At 39.0% G+C, this 19,780-nt stretch carries 21 protein-coding genes and 1 pseudogene; 6 read left to right on the forward strand and 16 right to left on the reverse strand.

Going from position 1 to position 19,780, the window contains the following annotated elements; all coding sequences use genetic code 11:
• Window positions 1–46: 46 nt before the first annotated feature.
• The 4 genes from IG80_RS13005 to IG80_RS0100980 are packed head-to-tail and all read right to left on the reverse strand — an operon-like array spanning window position 47 to window position 3,516.
• Entirely contained in the window at window positions 47–583 is a 537-nt protein-coding gene (locus tag IG80_RS13005) for a hypothetical protein (protein ID WP_052045822.1), read from the reverse strand.
• A complete protein-coding gene (locus IG80_RS0100970) occupies window positions 584–1,012 on the reverse strand; it encodes a cell wall hydrolase (protein ID WP_032112221.1) in 429 nt (142 codons plus the stop codon).
• A gap of 44 nt (window positions 1,013–1,056) precedes the next feature.
• Window positions 1,057–1,905: a hypothetical protein gene (locus tag IG80_RS0100975; RefSeq protein ID WP_032112222.1), complete on the reverse strand. Its 849-nt coding sequence runs from the start codon at window positions 1,903–1,905 to the stop codon at window positions 1,057–1,059.
• Window positions 1,906–3,516, reverse strand: a complete 1,611-nt coding sequence (locus IG80_RS0100980) for a hypothetical protein (protein WP_032112223.1) — start codon at window positions 3,514–3,516, stop codon at window positions 1,906–1,908.
• Window positions 3,517–3,587: 71 nt separating this feature from the next.
• Here IG80_RS0100980 and IG80_RS0100985 point away from each other — a divergent pair, with 71 nt between their 5' ends.
• Window positions 3,588–4,574: a DMT family transporter gene (locus IG80_RS0100985; protein WP_084756013.1), complete on the forward strand. Its 987-nt coding sequence runs from the start codon at window positions 3,588–3,590 to the stop codon at window positions 4,572–4,574.
• 111 nt (window positions 4,575–4,685) lie between these two features.
• Here the strand turns inward: IG80_RS0100985 and IG80_RS0100990 are convergent, their stop codons facing one another.
• The 10 genes from IG80_RS0100990 to IG80_RS0101035 all read right to left on the reverse strand — a co-directional run bounded on the left by IG80_RS0100990 (window position 4,686) and on the right by IG80_RS0101035 (window position 12,671).
• Window positions 4,686–5,180 carry a hypothetical protein gene (locus tag IG80_RS0100990; protein ID WP_032112224.1) on the reverse strand — a complete coding sequence of 165 codons (495 nt, stop codon included), beginning with the start codon at window positions 5,178–5,180 and terminating at the stop codon, window positions 4,686–4,688.
• Window positions 5,181–5,398: 218 nt separating this feature from the next.
• Window positions 5,399–5,788, reverse strand: coding sequence for a hypothetical protein (locus tag IG80_RS0100995; RefSeq protein WP_032112225.1), 390 nt, complete (start codon window positions 5,786–5,788; stop codon window positions 5,399–5,401).
• Between the two features lie 144 nt (window positions 5,789–5,932).
• Window positions 5,933–6,235, reverse strand: a complete 303-nt coding sequence (locus IG80_RS0101000; protein ID WP_032112226.1) for a phage head completion protein — start codon at window positions 6,233–6,235, stop codon at window positions 5,933–5,935.
• Between the two features lies 1 nt (window position 6,236).
• On the reverse strand, window positions 6,237–6,800 hold the full coding sequence (locus IG80_RS0101005; RefSeq protein ID WP_032112227.1) for a head-tail connector protein: 564 nt from the start codon (window positions 6,798–6,800) through the stop codon (window positions 6,237–6,239).
• Between the two features lie 151 nt (window positions 6,801–6,951).
• Entirely contained in the window at window positions 6,952–8,019 is a 1,068-nt protein-coding gene (locus IG80_RS0101010; protein ID WP_052045824.1) for a phage major capsid protein, read from the reverse strand.
• Window positions 8,016–8,543, reverse strand: coding sequence for an HK97 family phage prohead protease (locus IG80_RS12255; protein ID WP_052045826.1), 528 nt, complete (start codon window positions 8,541–8,543; stop codon window positions 8,016–8,018). The genes IG80_RS0101010 and IG80_RS12255 overlap by 4 nt, the downstream gene beginning before the upstream one ends.
• Before the next feature lie 97 nt (window positions 8,544–8,640).
• Complete coding sequence (locus tag IG80_RS0101020) at window positions 8,641–9,831, reverse strand: phage portal protein (protein ID WP_084756016.1); 1,191 nt, start codon at window positions 9,829–9,831, stop codon at window positions 8,641–8,643.
• A 125-nt stretch (window positions 9,832–9,956) separates the two neighbouring features.
• Window positions 9,957–10,217 (reverse strand): hypothetical protein, encoded by a 261-nt coding sequence (locus tag IG80_RS0101025; RefSeq protein ID WP_198027058.1) that lies wholly within the window; start codon window positions 10,215–10,217, stop codon window positions 9,957–9,959.
• Window positions 10,218–10,287: 70 nt separating this feature from the next.
• The gene (locus tag IG80_RS0101030; protein ID WP_032112228.1) at window positions 10,288–10,869 is read right to left on the reverse strand and encodes a hypothetical protein; all 582 of its coding nucleotides are present in this window, start codon (window positions 10,867–10,869) and stop codon (window positions 10,288–10,290) included.
• 272 nt (window positions 10,870–11,141) lie between these two features.
• Window positions 11,142–12,671: a PAS domain-containing sensor histidine kinase gene (locus tag IG80_RS0101035; protein ID WP_032112229.1), complete on the reverse strand. Its 1,530-nt coding sequence runs from the start codon at window positions 12,669–12,671 to the stop codon at window positions 11,142–11,144.
• A gap of 277 nt (window positions 12,672–12,948) precedes the next feature.
• On the opposite strand from IG80_RS0101035, the pseudogene IG80_RS16665 reads away from it, so the two are divergent.
• The 4 genes and pseudogenes from IG80_RS16665 to IG80_RS14885 all read left to right on the forward strand — a co-directional run.
• Window positions 12,949–13,068: pseudogene (locus tag IG80_RS16665) on the forward strand (IS5-like element ISParac1 family transposase); the annotation flags it as partial.
• Between the two features lie 468 nt (window positions 13,069–13,536).
• Window positions 13,537–15,141: a hypothetical protein gene (locus IG80_RS0101040; protein WP_032112230.1), complete on the forward strand. Its 1,605-nt coding sequence runs from the start codon at window positions 13,537–13,539 to the stop codon at window positions 15,139–15,141.
• Window positions 15,142–15,303: 162 nt separating this feature from the next.
• A complete protein-coding gene (locus IG80_RS0101045; protein ID WP_032112231.1) occupies window positions 15,304–17,922 on the forward strand; it encodes a hypothetical protein in 2,619 nt (872 codons plus the stop codon).
• 41 nt (window positions 17,923–17,963) lie between these two features.
• Window positions 17,964–18,140: a hypothetical protein gene (locus tag IG80_RS14885; RefSeq protein WP_156961984.1), complete on the forward strand. Its 177-nt coding sequence runs from the start codon at window positions 17,964–17,966 to the stop codon at window positions 18,138–18,140.
• Here IG80_RS14885 and IG80_RS0101050 read toward each other — a convergent pair.
• Entirely contained in the window at window positions 18,126–18,530 is a 405-nt protein-coding gene (locus IG80_RS0101050; protein WP_032112232.1) for a hypothetical protein, read from the reverse strand. The genes IG80_RS14885 and IG80_RS0101050 overlap by 15 nt on opposite strands.
• Window positions 18,527–19,030 (reverse strand): hypothetical protein, encoded by a 504-nt coding sequence (locus tag IG80_RS0101055; RefSeq protein WP_032112233.1) that lies wholly within the window; start codon window positions 19,028–19,030, stop codon window positions 18,527–18,529. Before IG80_RS0101055 ends, IG80_RS0101050 begins: the two co-directional genes overlap by 4 nt.
• A 329-nt stretch (window positions 19,031–19,359) precedes the next feature.
• On the opposite strand from IG80_RS0101055, the gene IG80_RS16670 reads away from it, so the two are divergent.
• Window positions 19,360–19,635, forward strand: coding sequence for an entericidin A/B family lipoprotein (locus IG80_RS16670; RefSeq protein ID WP_032112234.1), 276 nt, complete (start codon window positions 19,360–19,362; stop codon window positions 19,633–19,635).
• Window positions 19,636–19,780 lie beyond the last annotated feature (145 nt).

Here is a 19,780-nt window from a genome sequence, read left to right on the forward strand (position 1 = left end):
GCATTTTTACCTCATTACAAACGAGTAATAGCAAATCACTTTTAAATTATAAGCCGTTGCGCTCAATGATATTAGCTACGGTTGTATCTTTAATCTTACTGCCTCGGGATGAACCAAATTCAAAGGCATAGGCGTCCTTCAAACACGCCCCAAAAATCCCAGCGATTGTGGAGATAATACCAACGGCTTCTCCTGGTAAATTATCGCAGTACCATGCAAGCGACACCAGACAACTGATGAGCCCGCCAGCGGCACAGGTCACCATGATATCGGCACGTATATTAATTCTCCCGGACTGATTTAGGGCGGTATCTCTAGCGCGGGCGTCTTGGCGATCGCGCAAGTGCATAAATTCAAGTTCTGATTCCAGCTGAATCACTGCTTTTTGAAAATCGATAACCAAATTAGGATTATTGTGGAGCTTTTGAATCATCACTAATGAATCATCTTCTCCAGTGACTTTCTTGGCCAAGTCAACCACCGTTGTTGCTATCTTTTCGGCCTCGTTTCCCCCCAGCCATTTTGCAATACTGGGAGCAAATTGGGTCAAACCTAAAGCGGCTGAAATAAGGGGAAGTGTCATTTAATGCCTCTCTTTCAAATCAAAAAAAAGATGTTGACCAATCTGGCATTTAGGGACCCGCCCCTGAGCCCAAGGAGGGGGTGTTTTCAGGCTTACTGCGTAGTAGTGATCGCATCCTTTTGTTAAATCTGGCCACTCCCCCTGGATGACTTTTGTTGCAACCATTAAACAAACCTCAAAAATGGGATCTAGGATAGTGTTGGCCTGCAGCAAGCGAAGGTTTGGATCATTCACATTCCAGCAAGAAAACTGCCAGGGTTTTTGGCAAACTTCAGCAATTGTTTTTCCAAACCACGTGCGCTGTTTCGTCCGATTTACAACAACGTTAGCGACGGCAATCAAGGCGGCAATACCACCATTCACCTTGTTATATTCTCCTCTTGCTTCACCATAAATTGTTCGGGCAAGAATTTGGATATCTGGTGTCATTTTTTACCCTTTTCTTTTTGAAAAATTCTTTATTTCACTGATGATCAAGATATAAGCTGGAAATGAAGATAAGCCTTGCCAATCCCAGCCTCTTTGATATCGACGGATCGATAAATAAACGACGCTGTTGCTTCGTTAGATTGTGGATTAATCAGTTTTAAAACTGCCTCACCACGACAAATGGTATCGATAAACTTCACATAAAGTTCCTGGTGATTGGTTTTAAAAATGGTTTTTTGATTATCTTTTTCCGCAGTAAACGGAGGATAAAACCCTTGATCATTCCACTGATGCAACAATGTTTTTCGCGCCAGAGTTTTTCCGTTATATTCAGAAATGGAGCAAAAAACCTGTTGAATTTGATCTAAAGCCAAGCTAGGTCGGTAGAACCCGCCACAAGACCAAATTGGCACAACATCGCGAATTTGCTTTACATAGAAATCAATTGAGCTATTTTGTACATCAAATTTATGGGTGTAGACAGATTCATTTTCATCAACAACCACTTCAAAACCTTTGATGTTTTTCCCCCTGATTGGCACAGACTCGTGCATTTCATTGTCACGTATTTTGAGTCTGCCGCCATACATTAGTTTCAATGCCCTAACGAATTGAGGTTCGTCTAGCGGGTAAAGAGGAACCGAGGGCCAAATCACATCGTCGAACTGATATGTTGCCATAAAACTTTCCTGAGGCAATGGTACCGAGACTATATCTACTAAAACTTCAATAAAATCTGGCATTTGCACTAGCTCAACTGTTTCAATATCTTCTTCTGTTGGGGCTATTTGAATTGCGGTTACCTCTGTATTAAATAACGCTGTGGAGGGCGCTTGGTAGCCTTGGCCATAGGGCCGAATCGACAGCTTATTAAAATTTTGGTGAAACTTCATTTAACTTCCTTCCACATTTATTTGAGATGGCGCACTCCACATAAGTGGCGTTGTCACGAAAAACCGCCGCTCTAAAACATCCACAGATCTGATATCTTTGAGCTTCAGGTTCACTTCTGTTTGATGTTCAACAAGCAATTGCTTCAGCGCGTTCAAATCTTTTGGAGGAGCTTCATGGATAGCTTTAAGCTGTTCATTTGCTTGGTTTCGCACTGATGTGGCCTCCACAAAATCATTTAAGTTCAGATTTTCGAGAGCCGGCAACCCCGCAAGTGGCGTTTCTGCGTCAAGCTCAATTGTTGTTGGCAGCCCCTCTTCCCCTATTCCAGCTGCAATAGCAACTTTAAGTTCAGCCCATGACTTTTCAAAGCTGGCACTAAGCTTATAAGAAACCAGCTTTCCAGTAGCAGAGTCGCCATGAAAAGCATGGTGACGGATCTGGATTGAGTCATCCATACTCAGGGAAATCGCTTCCGCAAAAGGAACTTTAAAAGAAACTTCGATACCTCGAGCTGACGCGGCTAGGTGACATCTGGCGATTTTAATGGCATGCATAATCGCCTTTTTGCCCCGCTCTGTCTCAAAAAAACTGGGCGCTGAGGGAGAAGGCAGCTGCTGACTTATATCTGCAAGATTCAAGACAAGATCAAGCTTTTTGAACTCCGACCGCTGCAATAATTGATTTTGATGGTGCAACTTAAAGGTTGTAATCTCACGCCGTCGTTGGCGATAATTCCACTCCAATTTTAGCTTGCCTGTAAACCAAGAGTGTTTGAGATGGACAGATTTTACTGGCTCATCAGCAAAGATAATTTTTTGGGTCATTTGGGGATAAAGACCAAGGCTACCTGTTGTTCCTGGCGTAAAAGGCGCCAACCTGCTTTCGACAACTGCGTAACCGGATCTGCCCAAAATTTGCCCAGTTCTGGGCCAGCTTGATATTAACCCTTTTGCTGTCAATGTATTAATTCTTCCTCCGTTAAAATGCTTTTCAATGAGCGGGAAAAGATTAAGCTCGCCCCTGACTTCCTGGATCCATTCAGCCACAACTGAGACTTTAATATAGGGTTTTGGAAGGCCTGCAATTTTGATACTAAGGGTATCTTTTAAGATCTGTGTCTCGTCATATTTCCGTATCCTTCTTCCCTGAAATAAGTCGGAGAGCTCCACGGCATGACTTACCGGATCCCAACAGAAAAGTGACGGAGTCGCCTCCAATGCTTCAACTGGATCTTGGCGTGATGATTCCTCAATAAACAACTCATCCCAATTTCCGGATTGCTGGATTTCATCTCGCAGCTGTGCAAGCTTTTCTTTGGCATCGTAAGGGATAGCATAAAACTCAATCACCTGTTGCCAATCATTGATTTGTAAGGGAAGATCCATCAACTTCCCCTTAAATAGAGGAGTCCTCTTACCCTCTACCTCAACAAACAAAATTGCCTGACTATTCTGCTTCAGTGGAGAAGTAAGGGGGACGGTTAGTTGACAAAGAGCGATTTCTCCCTCCCGCTGTGTTATAACAAGATCAAGAATATCTAGATCTGTTTTTGTGATCTCTTCCCCGGTGGGGAGTGAGTTCACATCTATCCAATTCAAAAAAAATCTCATCTTATCCTCATATTACCTATCGACATTTGGGGGGAGGAGGTTTATATCTGGTGCAGATAAAAGTTATAAAAATGAAAAAATATACTTATATGTCACAATCACCTACTGATACGTCCCTCGAAACAATTGATAAAATCGCTTCTAGCCAATCAACTCATAATTGGCTTAAAGAGATTATTCTTTCGAGTTGGTTTTTCCAAAAAGGCTACTTACAGGGCGCTTTTTGGGCATGCATGATCTGTCTTGTTAGCGTTTCTAATGACGTTTTAATGCGTTACTTGGGTGAGCGTTTACACGTGGCTGAAATTATCTTTTTTCGCTTTCTTTTCAGCATGATCACTGTTGTGCCATTGATGATGTCCCGCGGATTAACTCTCTTTAAAACAAACCGTCCGCATTTACATGTCTTCCGAGCCATTCTTGGAGTTGGAGCTATTGGGGCGTGCTGTTATGCTGTCAACGTTATGCCCCTTTCGGAAAACACGACAATTATGTTTTCTCAGCCTCTCTTCTTCTTGCCGCTGGCTGTTTTATTGTTAAAGGAAAAAGTAGATGCACCGCGTTGGATTGCCACCTTGTTTGGCTTTGCTGGGCTGTTAATTATCATTCAACCAGGCTCAGAAACCTTTAACCTCGTAGCTTTAATCCCGATGGCAGCAGCATTCCAGTTTGCCTTGCTCGATATCTTGGCAAAAAAGATGGTGGCTACTGAAAACACCTATTCTATGTTGTTTTACTTTGCCTTTGGAACGACAATAGGCGCCTTTATCCCCGCGATTATCTTTTGGCAAACACCTACATTGGCAGAATTAGGTCTTCTTATCCTTTTGGGGATTGGGGCTAACCTCATTCAAGTTTGTTTGATTCGCGCCTTCTCAGCTACAGATGCCTCAGCGCTGATGCCATTCCGCTATGTTGAGTTGATTTTCTCTGCGCTTATCGGATTCCTTCTGTTCAGTGAAGTACCCATGGCGTTGATTCTAGAAGGGGCTGCTTTGATTATTGCCGCCACGTTCTACATCAGCTACTACGAAGCTAAGAAAAAAAATAAGATTTAATTGTGGTCGGTCAACTATAAAAAATAGGAAGCAAGTATAATTAATTTCGAGACCCCGCACCAGAAACGTCCTAAAGTATATGCGTGCGGGAATTATCCATAATCTTTATAGTTATACCTCTTCGAGTTCCAAACTCCACCCTGATTTTACTCCCCATTCATTGGTCTTGAGGGTATAAGAGATAATCCGCATCGCCAAAATTGGCCGGTAGCAAACATAGGCAATCTCGGTTGTCGCAACCTCAATATTTCCTTCTTCGCAGCGAATAAGTTGGACAGGATTTTTATTTTCATCAACAACGGTAATAGACCCTAAAACAGGTGGTCGCTCCAACGCTGCTTTACCGCCAACCACCTTTTGCCATAATACTTGAATACATGATACCTCAATAATTGCACCCGGAATTAAACCATCAGTGGCAAGAACGGTTGTATCTTGACAAGAAATGGTTGTTTTATATTTTTTTCCCTGCATCCCCATGAAAATTAAATCACCATTTACGGTTCTCTTAAATTGGCCTTGAGTGATCGGAGTTAATTCTTGAATACACCCGCGGGCTGACATTGGTGGCAGGCCACCTCGACTTAAAACTAAAGTTGTTTCCATGATTTCCTCACTAATTTTCTTAAGCTCTCTCGCCCCTCACCTCCTCCAAATCGTTTTTGCGTGGTTTAGGTGTCCGGCCCCTAGTCTAGAATCCTTTGACTTTTACTGCATCCAGCGGGGTAATTCTGTAACGAGGCCGCGGTTATGGCGAGAAAGCTCTTCGGTGATTTGCTCAAGTAGCGTCTGTGAGGGGGTCGTATTTTGATTTTGCTCTGCCATTAATTATTCCTCAACACGGTTTCAAAAAACTGACTGACTGATTGCGGGGCTGTTTGTATAGGAGCATTAACGCGTGTTTGGGAAAACTTCACGTGGGCTTTGGTCCCATCATCCAGTTGAAGATTTAATCCATCCAATAACCTCACAATTTGTTGGGATTGGCTTACTTGTGTTGACAATAAATTGTCATCGGAAAAACAGGTAGTTTTAAAGGTAATTTTTGATTTAATCCCCTCATTTAAGGCGATGCTGTTGGACCAAAACTCTTCCAGCTCAATCACACAACACGGTTTTTGCATGTCATGATCAAGCGTAAAGTAAATAGCTTGATCTCCCATTTTTTCCTTTAGATACTGCTTTATCAAGCTAAATATTTGAAAATCTGCCATAAAAAACCTCTTAGAGTTTTGCTCTTGTTACTTTAGCTGTAGCATTTCATTTATTAACAAATAGTTGACGCCCCGAATTCTTTTAGGTCCTCTTGCCCTCCATACCTACAAAAATGAATTTGGGGAAATTAGGTGCAGTTGAGCCTAGACAGCTTGAACAAACATTGTCACAGTATTACGATTGCTCTCAACGATGACCGCTGATTTCAGCGCATAGTGCTGTTGGCGCCAAATGAATCGGTGAAATTTAGGGATTGATCTTTGCATAGTCGCTTGATAAACAATACTTTTTTCTGACTCCCCAGCACCAAAGTCAACTGACTTGAATTTGATTGCAGCCCAACCTTTTCCCACTTCCATATACTCTTCTATACGCTCACCAAATTGATTTTCACCAATGCGTCTTTTTAAAAAAGTGATTCGCTCTGTCATGTATCTTGGATGCATTTTAAACCTGCCTGAAAATTCGGTAAGGTTGCATTAAGGCAGCGAGATAGGGCTCCTCTGTGAGGAGGAATGATTGTCGTTTTTGATAAAACAGCGCTACCAATTGCAAAATCACCTGGCGAATATCAGCTGGAATTGCCTCTGGCCGTTCGCCGTATCCTGCCTCATAAACTATCTTTACCTTTGAGAAAAGCTGATCAATCTCAATGATCGCCAACTCTCCCTGAAATTTCAGATCGTACTGAGTAATCTCTTGGGGTATTTTACGGGTATGGGTGCCGACAACAGAATTAATTTTCAGCAACGGGGAATGAGGCAGCGACACTGTGATTGGTAAGTCCACTTGTTTACTGATTCTGCTGCGATAATGCTGGCTTTGATAATAAGTCTTTTCCCAGGTTTGAAGCATGAGCGATCGACCGGTGTAGTTTTGCACTGCTTCCACTGCACTTTGAATTAAAAATGTCAAATAATCATCTTCGTCAGCATGATCAAGACGTAAATGCGCCTTGACCTGAGCCAATGTAATTGGCAATACAGTGGAGGTGGTTAATTGACGTAGCATAGCATTTTTCCCTTTTTATTTGGGGTATATACCCTCAACAACTTGAAAATTGGGTTAAGGCATTGCAAGCAATCCCCTCGAAAATAAAACGAGGAGATTACCAGGGAGCGATGCCTTCAACTAGGAATAAATGAAAGTTCAGATGATGAATTTATTCCTTAACAAGCTTGATATACTTCAAAGCCTCACAGTTAACCAAGTCACCACCTACGCGCTTTGTCGCATAGAATTCGACATATGGCTTGGCGCTGAATGGATCGCGCAGCATAGACATTTGAGTACGATCAACAACATGATATGCTTCTTTGATATTACCAAACACGATTCGCAGAGGACTTTCTTCCTGAACCATGTCATCGCACAGATAAACGGGGTAGCCGAGCAATGTATTTGGCTGATTTGCACTTAATGAACCTTGCCAGATGTACTGATCTTGCTTGTCCTTCATTTTGGCGATTTTAAAGGCGACAGAGCGTGGCATAATCCAAGCAGCTCCTGGTAAATATTTAGATTTCAACGCATAAACCACCTCTAAAATCTGATCGGCATTGACAAAGTCCCCCTCAGCACCAGTCGTTAGAGTTGACACTTTGCCCCATTCTTCTTTATTAATTTCACAAGTTTCACCGGTTAAGATACCGCGTGGCTTACCTTTACCGTCTCCAAAAAGGAAACCTGTGTTTTCGATTTTGGCGAACTTATCAGCGATTTTATCGGAAATCCACTGATCGATATTGATGGAAGCATCCTCTAACAATTTTTGGCTGATCCGTGGTTTGGCATAGATTTGATGGACCGGAATGCGGATTTTAGCAAGTTCTGGCGTTCCGGTTTCCGGACGGTCCTCGGTCTCTGCAACCCAGCCGGCTTCACTTTCATTTTTTTCCAATAACAGATCTAGAGAATCGGAATTAATACTGGTATGAGAGGCGAGTTGACGGATCACCGAATAGCTCGCAATGCCTTGATTAATCAACTGCACTATCGGATGTGGAATAAGATAACCGCCTCCATCTTCAGTTTGGGAGCTCAAAGATTTTTGGTTAAAGTCCTCAATTCCTTTACGAACAAAATTGGAAAAACCTGTTGACTTTGTGCTTGTTGTTTTTTCAGAAAATACTGGACGTTGTAGAGAAATTTCCATTTTTTCAATCCTTTGTGTTGATTTTTCAATAAGATTATCAAGTTGGTTGAGTCGTTCATTAAGCATATCAGTCATTTTATTCTCCTTAGAGTGCGTTGATTGTTTGGCAAGAGGATCATTCTCCCCCCCTCGAACGTCTTTACCGCCGTTACTTTGGCTTGATCGTTAGCTGCAAAAGTGACAAGCGATATTTCTTGCAGATCGATTTCTTCAATGTATCGATCCTGATTTTTGCCATATTTTCGTGTCTTAAGGGGTCTGAACCCAATAGACATCCCATCGATGATTCCTGCCTTTAAGAGCGCATAAGCTTCCCGTGCCTGTTGCAAATCTAAGAGCAATTGTCCCTTTACAAACAGACCATGGTCATCTTCATAAATCTCATGCCAAACACCAATGGGGCGTGTTTGATCATGCTGCCACAACAGCTTTGGCATGCCACCATTTGCTTTCCATTGGTCCAAAGACTTTTTAAACGCATGGGGAGTGATGATCTCACCGTGGTGATCTTTGAGGTGAAAAACACTGGCGTAGCCACAAAAAAAGCCATCGGTCTGATGGCTTTTAATCGTTAAATTTGCTATATATTGTTGCTGCATTTATCCTCCATTAATAAAAATAAATCATAATGAGAGCTAGTGTTCATGCGTATCGGAAGCGCCACTTTGAGCCGCTAGTTGGCCATAAGCATAAGAATTACAAGATGTCGCCGCCAGGAATAGGTGAGTATCCCACCGCTTGACGCTTTTCATTGATTGTTAAAAAGTTACTTGTGGAAATTTTGTTCCACGTTGCCTCGCGCCTGAGTGCTAATGCGGGAATAGAATCAAGGTCATAGCCTAACCTTAGGTTTTTATCAAAAAAGGGACATAACCAAAGATTAAGCTCCGCGACAATTGACTCAATTAGCGGCACAATTGTATCTTCCCATAGGTGATAGCGAGCTTCCTTATAATTAGCGAAAGTTGCATCGCCTGGAATTCCTACCAAAATGGGCGGTACGCCGAATGCTTGCGCAATTTCTCTGGCCGAGAGGTTTTTTCCTTCAATGAAGTCTAAATCTTTTGGGCTAAGCCCCATTTCTTTCCAGTCAAAATCCCCTTCTAGTACGAGAACTTTGCCAGCATTTGTACTTCCTTCGTAGATATTTTTAATATCTTCGCGCAGCCCTTCGCGTTGACTATCGGTGAGCGGCGTTCCATTGGGTGAGGGCCTAAACATCAGCGCTCCTGAAGGCCTTCCACCATTTTGCAACAAGGATAAGTTATGTTCGGCCACGACATTGTGTTGGTCAATAGATCTTGCAGCGGCTTCGATGGGGCTCATTCCGTACCAATCATTGAGAGGGTGGAAGTGTTTAAAATGCAATACCGCCACATTTCCTTGTTCTCTATCACAATTCAAATAGCGCTTGGCATTATCAACGGTATATTCATAGGCTAGAGGCGTTCCAGATTCTCCGGGAATTACCTTCATGCGATCGGGCCTTAAAGGATAAAGCTCACAAGGAAGATTGTCTCCATCAAAAATTGCCTGGATATAGGCATTGCCGGAAAGCAGCAAATGCCCCATGAGCGATTCCATAAAGGCCGATCCTGCCTGGCGTGGGTTAGGAACATGGAGAAGCTCCAAAATGGGATGCCGTTCAACCTCCGCATCACGATCATAGAGCAACCATGGAATGCTGCTGATCCCACGAGTAATGAGATTCACACACCGATAAACAATCACATTTTTCTGATATCCCTCATCGGCCAATTGCTGATAATCACGCGGTGTCCATACTGGCCTACCTAATAGATTGTAGGCAACATAAGGGGCAGTTGATCTACCAGTTTTTTTTGGTTGCTCCAAGCCCTTTGTCAAAGTTTTCCAAAAACGTTTCATTTTTTTGAGGTCCTACTCTTTGGACAATAAAAAAAGCCTCTAGGGATTACCTAGAGGCTTGGAAATGCATAATTATCGATCTTACATTTAAGTAAATAAATCAATTTACTAAGCCTTGTCAACTTTTAAAACTTGCCATAAAAAGAAGCTAACCGATTGGATGACAAAATGAGGGGGCCAGCGCTAGCCACTTGAACAGAATACAGCTTTCCGTCGATAGACTGTGCCCAAAATTCCAAAAAATGCATGAGCCTAGGAAACTCGGGGGGAAGATCATAATCCTGCCAGATAAAAGCCTGGAGTAAGTGTGGATGATCGGGCAAGCGATATAAAATCTCCACTGTAGTCAGTCTATATCCTTCTAATAAAGCTTTTACTGCCATCATTTTCCGCCCCCTCTGTTAGAAAATGACTTTTTGCATCAAAATTTTACAGACAAACTATAATTGGCATTAATTAGTCTGTTGAAAATCCTTGCATTATATCGATATATTCCCGCACTCCTCTTTGCGGAAAATTATTCTTAATATACTGGAGGACATGTGCCTTTTGATCCTCTGATAGATATTCTCCACTCTCCATTTTTGGGTTCAAGAGATAAGAAATTTTTGCTTCGTGGGGCAACAGGTTTCTTTGTAGCGACAGTAGCTTGATAGCGCTGATAGAGTCGGGTGCAGCAGCTGCCTTAAAATTCTCGCCAGTTCTCTCATTAAGAACGGATGGAGCGGTGACATAGGCCTGAATTACAGGTCCTGACAAGTTGTCCCATGTTTGGGTTTCCCGAATAAGATAATCCCGAATCAGAGGATTTGAGAGAAACTGGCTGACTGCCTCAGAAGCTTTCGTTGGGAGATTGATATGCCACATGGCATTTTTTGCCATCTCCTCGCCAAACATTTCTTCATAGGATAAGTCACCACTATCCCAGGTGTCAGCCGGAGCATTCCATGGGAAGCCAAGGTCATTAGTAGAAACACGAGCCGAGGCATGAGTTGTTAAAAGAGCCGACAGTGCAAGAGCTGCGAGAGTAAATTTCATAATCTATTCTCCTTTTAAATCTCTTAGATAGAAGAAAAGATAGTTTTTATTAGTTAATATTCAACTAATATACCCACAATACCTGAAGAAGCGGGATTATGGTCAGCAGATTTGAGGTGACTTTATTTTGGTGCGCCGCGAAGAGTATAGCCATATTCTAAAGATGTCCTGGTTCACAAAAAATAAAGCTTCTGTGAGCCTCAGAAAACAAAACCCTTTCAACCCTTTTTGAATCCTTAACGTAACCTTACACACGAATCATGGCTTACCCTTTATTTCGGCCAAGTAAAAGTAAAAGTAGCCCCCTTACCTGCTTCAGATTCTAGGTCAATCTTGCCGCCCTCTTGAGTAATTATCTTCCTGACTATAGCAAGTCCCATTCCACTCCCCTCAACTTCTTTCACAGCTTTAAGTCTTTTGAGCGGTTCGAACACAGTTTCATGAAATTCCGGCGGGATACCAGGGCCGTTATCTCTGATAATAAAAAGCAAATCTTTATTATTATCTACCCCTTCTACATAAATTTCCGCTTTATCTGGATTATGATGGTATTTAATAGCGTTGGAGATCAGATTATAGAAAACTTGCGCTAAAAGGATTTTTTTCGTTTTAAAAGTATGGATATTACTTTCTAAGCGGATTTTTATCGATGAAGGTATATCAAGATAGACGGAAAGTTGGTTTATTATATCTTTTAAGTTGGTTTCTTCTATGCTTGCCGAAGAGCCTTTAAAAAAGTAAGAAAGAATATCTCGTGTAAGATAATGAAGTTTTCTGACATTTCTTTGCACTTTATAAAGGAGATCTAAAGTAGAAGTTGGCAAAACCTTTTTACTTTCATCGAGGATAAATTGTGTAAAATTTTCAATTCCGCGTATAGGCCCCTGAATATCATGCGACATAAGGTGCATAAGTGTTTTTATTTCTTCATTTTGAAGAGTCAGCAAGTCATTTGATTTTTGAAGCTGACGCCGCGTTTCTACCAAGTCCGTTATATCTCGCCACATGCTAATACTACTGATAATGCATCCCTGGCTGTCTTTCTTACTTTTTGAACTTAAAGAAACCTGAATTTTTTCACCGTTCTTTTTCTTAAGTTGAAGCTCCCAATTGCTTACATATCCGTGGATAAGAAAATGTTTCCTCATCCTTTTTGTTTCCTCAAGGCAGTCAGGATGATATAAATCATACATGTTCATAGCCAGGATTTCTTCTTTTGAATAACCTAGCTTTTGAGCAATAGTGTCATTGCAATGTGTAATACCTACATTTTCTATATCTCCACCTGCCATAGAGACAAACATATCGGGAGCATTTTCGTAAAAATCATAGAAATATTGATAGAAATCCTGCACTTCTATAAATGCCTTATTTAAGGATTCCAGATATTGCTGGGCTTTGACAGTCTTTGAAATATCTTTATCTCCGCAATCAGAAATATTTTTATATAAACAATGATTATAGAGGATATTTCCTTCATAATCTTTTACCGCTAAAATATTCAAATAAACAGAGATCTTCTTGCCATTTTTTGCTTTAAGAATTAGTTCATAATTTTGAAGGAAACCTTGTTTTAAATATAAGCACCTAGCTTGATCCAAAGCTTCATAACAATCAGGATGATATAGACTTTTCATAGATCGAAAACTTAGCAGCTCCTCTTTTGTATAACCTAAAACTTCTAAGAATGGCCTCGTACAATTAACTATTTTAAATTTATAAGGATTATTAATTGCCAGTATCCTCATGTGGGACGAATTATCATAAAAGTCTCTATAAAACTGGTAAGGATGAGAAGCCATTCAATTTTCCTTTGAGTCAAAAAATATAAAATAGTGAATATAAAATAAAAATATTATACAAAGCTAATTTTTTGATAGGGTGGGTGTATCTCTCCTATTTTTTTGGAAACCATAAATTTAGAGATAAATCGGTATAAGTTTTTCTATTCAACAAAAAATTATAATGCATTATTTTATAGGGCTCAAAGAGAAATAATAGTAATGTTTTACTTTTTTATAATAGTTTGATTTAAATACAAAAAATTCATCCAGCCATTGTGTATTGCTCTCCCTTAATAATGATTATGGCAGGAACGCACGAATAGAAAATACGATGTACCGATATAAAGAGGTAATTGATCGTAAGCACAATGCGAGATTTACGAACCTTGGCATGCTGGTATCAGTTAAAATCTAATAAGTGTGAGGGAAAGGGAGGAGTTTATCCTTCTATCCCATTTACGCAACAAGCCCCCTGCCCTTATGCGTAAAGTAAAATCGTTATCATTGCTAATGCTAAACTTAAATCCCTACAACATAGTTGATGACGATACCTATAGCTGTTAGTTTTTTACTTACAATCGATAATATTTATTTTTCTTAAAATTCTAAAAAAAGGTATAATAAAATTTAACAGCACATTAAGGATTTCAGCAAGAATCCTTAAGTTAGCAATGGTTTTAGGCTTGGAGGATAATAAATTGAAAATCGTCTTAGGAGGAAAAACTAACGTTTCTCCTTGTCCTTCTAGAAGCCTAGGTATCCAAAAACTTGAATAGGTTACTCAGTTTATAGGACTCTTTAGAAATTAGAACCCTCAACTAATTCACTTAATAAGAGTCAACAATCTATTGATAATAAAAAATATTGAAGAGAGATTTTCAAAATGATTCTTTTAAATGACATCAAATATAAATTAGTTAAAGTGATAGTGTTTATTCTTTTTATTATTTTCTCAAATAGTGTTCTTCTTCACGCCGCAGAAAAAGAAAGATATCTTTTTGATCATATAGCTCTTCAAAACCACGGGAATCTTAAAAATCTTAGCCACACAGAAAGAGAAAAATTAATTGTAGAGTGTGATCATCAAATAGCAACATATCAAGAGCCTATGTCCCGACTAAAAAGACAACAATATGACAAATTACTTAAGGATATGCAGCCTTTTATACCAAAGGCCACTTTAATGAGAAATAATAAAAAATTTTCAGTTTTTAGTGAAGAAATCCTTTCTTTGCCCACTTATAATCAAAGTGCTTTAAATTTCTGGATGGATAGAAAGCACTTCCTTTTAAGAAAAGAAGGAGAGATTCCTGAAGACTTTATTCATTTCGATGTTAAGGAGGATGGAGAAATTTTGAGAAAAGATAGTTTCAAAAAGAAAGTGGAAACTCAAAAAGAAGTTCTTACTTCTTTAAAAGATTTTGCAAAAGAACTTTCAGAAATAAAAGGGAAAACGTGGGTCCAAGAAAAGCTGCTCACTCAAGTACAATCTCATATTTCTCATTACAGTAAAAAGTGCTCTTTAATAAAAAAGTGCTCTTTAATAGAAAAAAGGCTTTCTTTGGATAGCTTTTCAGAGGAATTAATAGAAGAATTAATGCAATTAAAAAAAGAGCGCGAAAAAATAAAAGTGCTTATTCAAACATTGCAAGGAACAGCTAGTATCTGCCAAGAGCTTAGAGAATTTCTAAAAGAGAATCACGCTGCTATTATAACTCTGGGAGACAGTTTTAGGCTACAAGAAATAGATTATAGAATATCCGTTAATTTTTTGAAAAGGCTTTCTCCTACCGTTGACGTAAATTTTTACCTGGACATCTTTGATGAGTATTATGAGAACGCTTTTTCTGAAAATTTTATTGAAGATGTGGTCAAAAATTTTGATAAAGAAATTCGACAATCTTTGGAAAATAAAAGCAACTTAAAAAATCTGTTGACTCGGTATAAACCGATTGCAAAAAAAGCAAAAAAAACTTTAGATGAGATCGAGCACTTTGAAACTAAAGATGCCTCTGGCAAAAAGCCTACATTTTTTCACCGTCTTGGAAAAAATTCAAAGAAATTAAATTTATCAAAAGCCTTTCCGCCTACAAAAAAGATAGAAAGTAGTTCTGACGATTCAGAAGAACAATCTGATGATAGTAATTCTTCAGGTGAGGGAGTAGCAGAAAAGCTTTCTAAGCGAGAGTATCGAAAAACGCCAAAGTATATAAGAGGAGAAAATAGGGAAAAAGAGAAGGGGCAAGAGAGAAAAGGACAACCCATCGAGGATAAAATTGAGAAAAAAGAATGCCCCTCTATAGTGTCCCCTTTGCGCATACCTTCCTTTAATTTGGCGCAATCTCCTTTAAGTGAGAGAATAGCTTCCCTTGTCTCTCCGAGGCATAGCAAACAAGGAAAGGCCGTGCCCCACAGCAATTATTCTTTTTCTGATAAACAACCCCCAATGCTGAGAAGTACAAAGTCAGAAAGAGATTTGATAAACTAAGAGAACATAAATTTTTCAACCCAACACAGAAGGAGGCCCCCTTAAAATATGCTTGCTAAGCGGGGGGCATTACAGGGCATTACATTATCCTGCTACTACTTATTGTAAAAACCACAAATAATAACTATCTCTTTTTTAATACAATTAACATTGGTGAAAATAATGAAAACCGTTAGATTTTTTTGTGTTTTTAAAGCATTAATAACTTGCTCCTTAGCTTCGACAGCTTTGGAAAATCTATCAGCTGATCAACTGATAGAAAAGTTACCATTAGTTCATTTAACGAGCATTTGCCCTAAAAATAATACTATTATTCCCGGCACAAGTTTGACAGAAAGAAAAAGCTTCATGGGGATGAAGTTTGGTCCTAGAGAAATAAAAGTTTTTTCAAAAGATCAAGTTATCCAACCCCGCCATACCCTTCATTTTTGTATAGGCGGGCCCGTTCCTAGTATAATGCGTGGATTTAGGGGTGAAGCAAAAAAATCTGACTTACAGACTAATGATAACACGATTGCCTTAATAGAACCCTTCAAAGGTTTTCTAGGTGAAATCTATGGAGGAACAGCTTCAGACATTTTTTCGGTCGGTCTTCATCAATTTAAGAATAATTCTTATGCGTTGGTACCTAATCATCGACTTGCTGAATTTAAGAGAGAAAACCCAAATTTTTTGGGGAAAATATATAATTACGATCCAGCTTTAGAAAAAATAAAAACCAAGATTTATGATATCTTAGAAGCTCATGGCCTTTTAAAAATTGCTACACCCTGGTCGAAACTTGAAGATAATCGTGAACTCGCTTCAGTACAAGCTCTGTTGAATTGCACAGTGACGGTGGGAACAGAAGAAGTCGATAATGAAACTTTTAATGTGCGGCAAAAGGAAATTTTTAATGAATTAGGTATTCCTCTTACAAGTCACTCGGACACTTTGTTCATGAAACTTGAAGAATTGCTAAACCCATTTTTTCGTTATTGTGTTCATTTCAATGAAAAAGCTTCTAAAGAAGAGCTTGCCAAACTTCTTCTTTCTCCTTTCCAAGTTTATGATTTAGCTTCTATGGCCCAATTCTTTATGGCCAAGAGTTATGAATCTGCCAGTCATTTAAATCCTGCGCGTCTGAAAATTTTAGAAGAATGGTTTAAAGATATAGAAGGTTGGCTCAATCTATTTATTACAGATGCTAATTTAAGAGAACAAGGAAAAAAGTCTCTCTTACTAAGTGATGAAGTTCAGGACGCTATTGCCAAGCGTCAAGACTTGAGCTTTATCACTTCATTAAAAGAGAAGATGAAAGATCTAGAGGAAGAAGCACCATTAGAAACAATTTTACAAGAAACACATTTTTCTGCAAAGCTATTACCTAATGTTATTTTGGAAATAAATCAAGATAATAACTTTAGATCTTGGCTGAAAGATAATTCAGTTGAAGTCAAAAGCTTAATTAAAGAGCTAACAGAAAATGGCAATAAAACTCTTGCTAATTCTCTGGTAATAAATTCAATTTTCTTCAAATTTATGGAGCGTATAAAGAGTAATAATGATGTTCCAAATCTTCTTGAAGGCAAAGAAAAAGAGAAGTTTATTAAAGCTGTGAAAGAGACATATGGGATGCCCTATCCTTCACTGCCAGCAAGAAACTCCCTTAAAGATATGCTTCGAGAGATTGTTGAACATGACCAATCACCATCCAACAGGTCTTCAGTACAAATTCTTAATGACCCTTTTGTTTTAAGAGTCCTTAACAAGATTTTTTATGAGGCCACGCGCGTAGAACCTTTTACTTTACAGGATATATTTAGAGAGCATCCAGATACAAAGCTCCTGTATCAAGAACCATTACCTGACGATTTTAAATATCTTGGCTTTTTCAGGGATTGGCTCTTAGAGCAATTTCCTCCCCGCTCCTACAAAGAAGCTAATCAACTTGTTAATATTTTAAAAGATAGCCGTGTAGGAATCTTAATGGGGCCTAAATGGCTTAACCAAGTACCACACAAAAGAATATCTTCCGGAAAAGATGATATATATGATCCTGATTACCTATCATTCTATAATAATTTGGAAAATGGGGTATTTGGAAGTATACAAGAAATTTTTAATAAGCTTGCATTGGGGGAAGAATATCGAATTTGGCAACCTCACTGGTATAAGTTGCGAGAAGATAGATTATTTACTTTCATACATTTTTGTAAGGATCTGGAAGAATACAAACAAATCCGCCTTGAAGCAGAACAAAAAAGAAGTAAATGGCAAAAAATTGCCAAGGTTTTAAATTTTCTTTTTGATGAAGCCGCAGAAACCAGTCCTCGCAGCTTAATAAAATCAGATGAAGACAGGCAGATTTCTCCCCTTGAAGCTGATTTTATAAGAGCCAGCATTTATTTAACGGGGTCCTACCAGTCCCTAGAACATAAACCCAGGACTCACCTCCATCATATCGCAGAAATTAAGCATGACCTAGCCACTGATATTGATGAAAGTTTCGAAATCAAGAAAAATTATGCTTTATATGCTCACTATTTAACAAAGCTGGCTCAGATGAAAATGGATCACTTCTCATCTCTATCTTTACGGGAACAAAAGATTATTTATTACTCTAAAAAGGAACTCACTTTAAAATCTAGGATAAGCTTATACAAAATTCAAATCGAGACATCTGAGTTAGAAAATATTAAAAACGATATTAAATTTATAGAGAATAACTTCTCTGAAGTTCTGGAAGGACCTGGGAAAGATGACCTTAAAGAAGAGATTCTGCAAGAATACGGCCTTTAAGTCTTTGTCCTCAAAGGCCTTGGCATAAGATGCATTTACCCATGGACCCAGATATGAACATGCATGCCGTTGAAATGACTGATTATCAAGCATCTGACATTAAGATGATGAATGATCTTATCCTTGAAGCGGCATCTCAATTGATAGAAAAGGTGATAGCTGCCGGGGCTTATATGGCGACTATGACAGCTAGAAGACCAGAATTAATGGGCTCTTAAGGCGGTAGCATCAGAGCCCCCCTTTTCACCAGAGTAAAATAGGGGTTGTCTTTCAGCAGCAATAAGTTGATAGATTTTAGCACAAGCAGTATGAATTTCGGATAAGAATAAGGGGGAAAGATCAGAGTCTATGTTAAAAATTTCCTTGTAGTCTTTAAGAGCTTCTTTATAACAACTAAGCTGGGTTCTTGCAAAGGCGCGATATTTAAGTGTTTTTGCTTTGGTGATGCTTGTATTACCTTCTGTATCTAAAGCTAATGTAAAATCGTCTATAGCCTCTAAATAGTGAGAAAGTTCCAATTTTGCTAAGCCCCGTTTTTGATATGTTATTGCTTTCGTAAAACCTGCGAGGCCTGGCATAGCCAAAATCTCTGTTTGATCATCAATCATCTCTTGCCATTGTTTTTTTTATTTTCCTCCCTATCAAGAGAAACGATACCTTTGGAGGGCCGCGAAAAAAGCGCTATTGGGGCATCTTTTGTTACGGAAGAGGCTTTTTCTTCCTTTTCCAATAAAGCTTTACTATTTACACTTCCCCTGAAAGGCGCCTTTGCCGGTAAAGAAAATTCCTTTGTAGAATTTAGTATAAGCAAAGAATCAGACCGCTTTTCTAAAACACGTTTTTTGCGTGGCCTTTTAGCTAAAAAAGTTAGGGGGTCTGCATCAGCTAAGGGTTGTACTTCTGTTAAGTTTTTTGTCTCCTCCTGACAGGGCGAGTGGTTTTCTTTGTCATCACTTATAACGATACTTGGTATATCAAAAACTAGCCTTCGTCTTTTTTGAGACGGAAGATTTGTACTTTGTTTTTCATAGTCTCCTCCACTAACAGATGAAAAAAACATTATTATCATAAGGCTGACCATTAACTGTAATGGAGGGAGGTAGTGCATATCTAATTTCCTTGAAAATATACTAAGTATCTATTCTTCAGTATGGATGATGTTTATTCATCTCAAATTACTTAAAATTTTACTTTCTTTTAAATAAAAATATTTAATATATCAATATATTTTCCTAACCATATCCTTTAAGTTGAAATTATCTCTGTATCTGAGGTTGCTTGCTTGAGCCGCCTATCCATTCGGAAGTGATTTTTTGTATAGTTGAAAAATTAACTTTTTATATCGTAGATTTTTTAGTGAGTGTTACTATATTATGTATTTATATTAATTCAAGTGATTGCAATGTTATTTAAGAGTAAACCATAAAGGAGTTACGGATGAAAAAAACCACACAAACAATTCTTGGCAGCGGCACTATTGCTTTATTAATGCTTTCCGGATGCAACACAACACAAGGCATTGGTGAAGATCTATCAAAAGCTGGCCACGCTATCTCCCATGCTGCCAATGAAACAGGTCATAAAATGAGTTCAGACGACTCTGCTTCCACCACAACTTATAAAGAAACAGATAAAAAAACCAATAAAGGTGGTTCAAGCACAACAACGTACAAGGCCACAACAACGACATCTGCAACTGGCACTAGCAAATAAGGCTAGCTTTGTCGTGCGAGGGGTGGCTAGCGCGGCTCCTTGCAACTTCTCGCATCAACTAATCCTAAAACCGAGCATAAAACTCCATTAAATAGAAATTCCTTTGATGATTTCGACCATAGGATTTTGCTGCGTCAGCACCTCC

It is taken from the genome of Candidatus Paracaedibacter symbiosus (assembly GCF_000757605.1).
Classification (GTDB): domain Bacteria; phylum Pseudomonadota; class Alphaproteobacteria; order Paracaedibacterales; family Paracaedibacteraceae; genus Paracaedibacter_A; species Paracaedibacter_A symbiosus.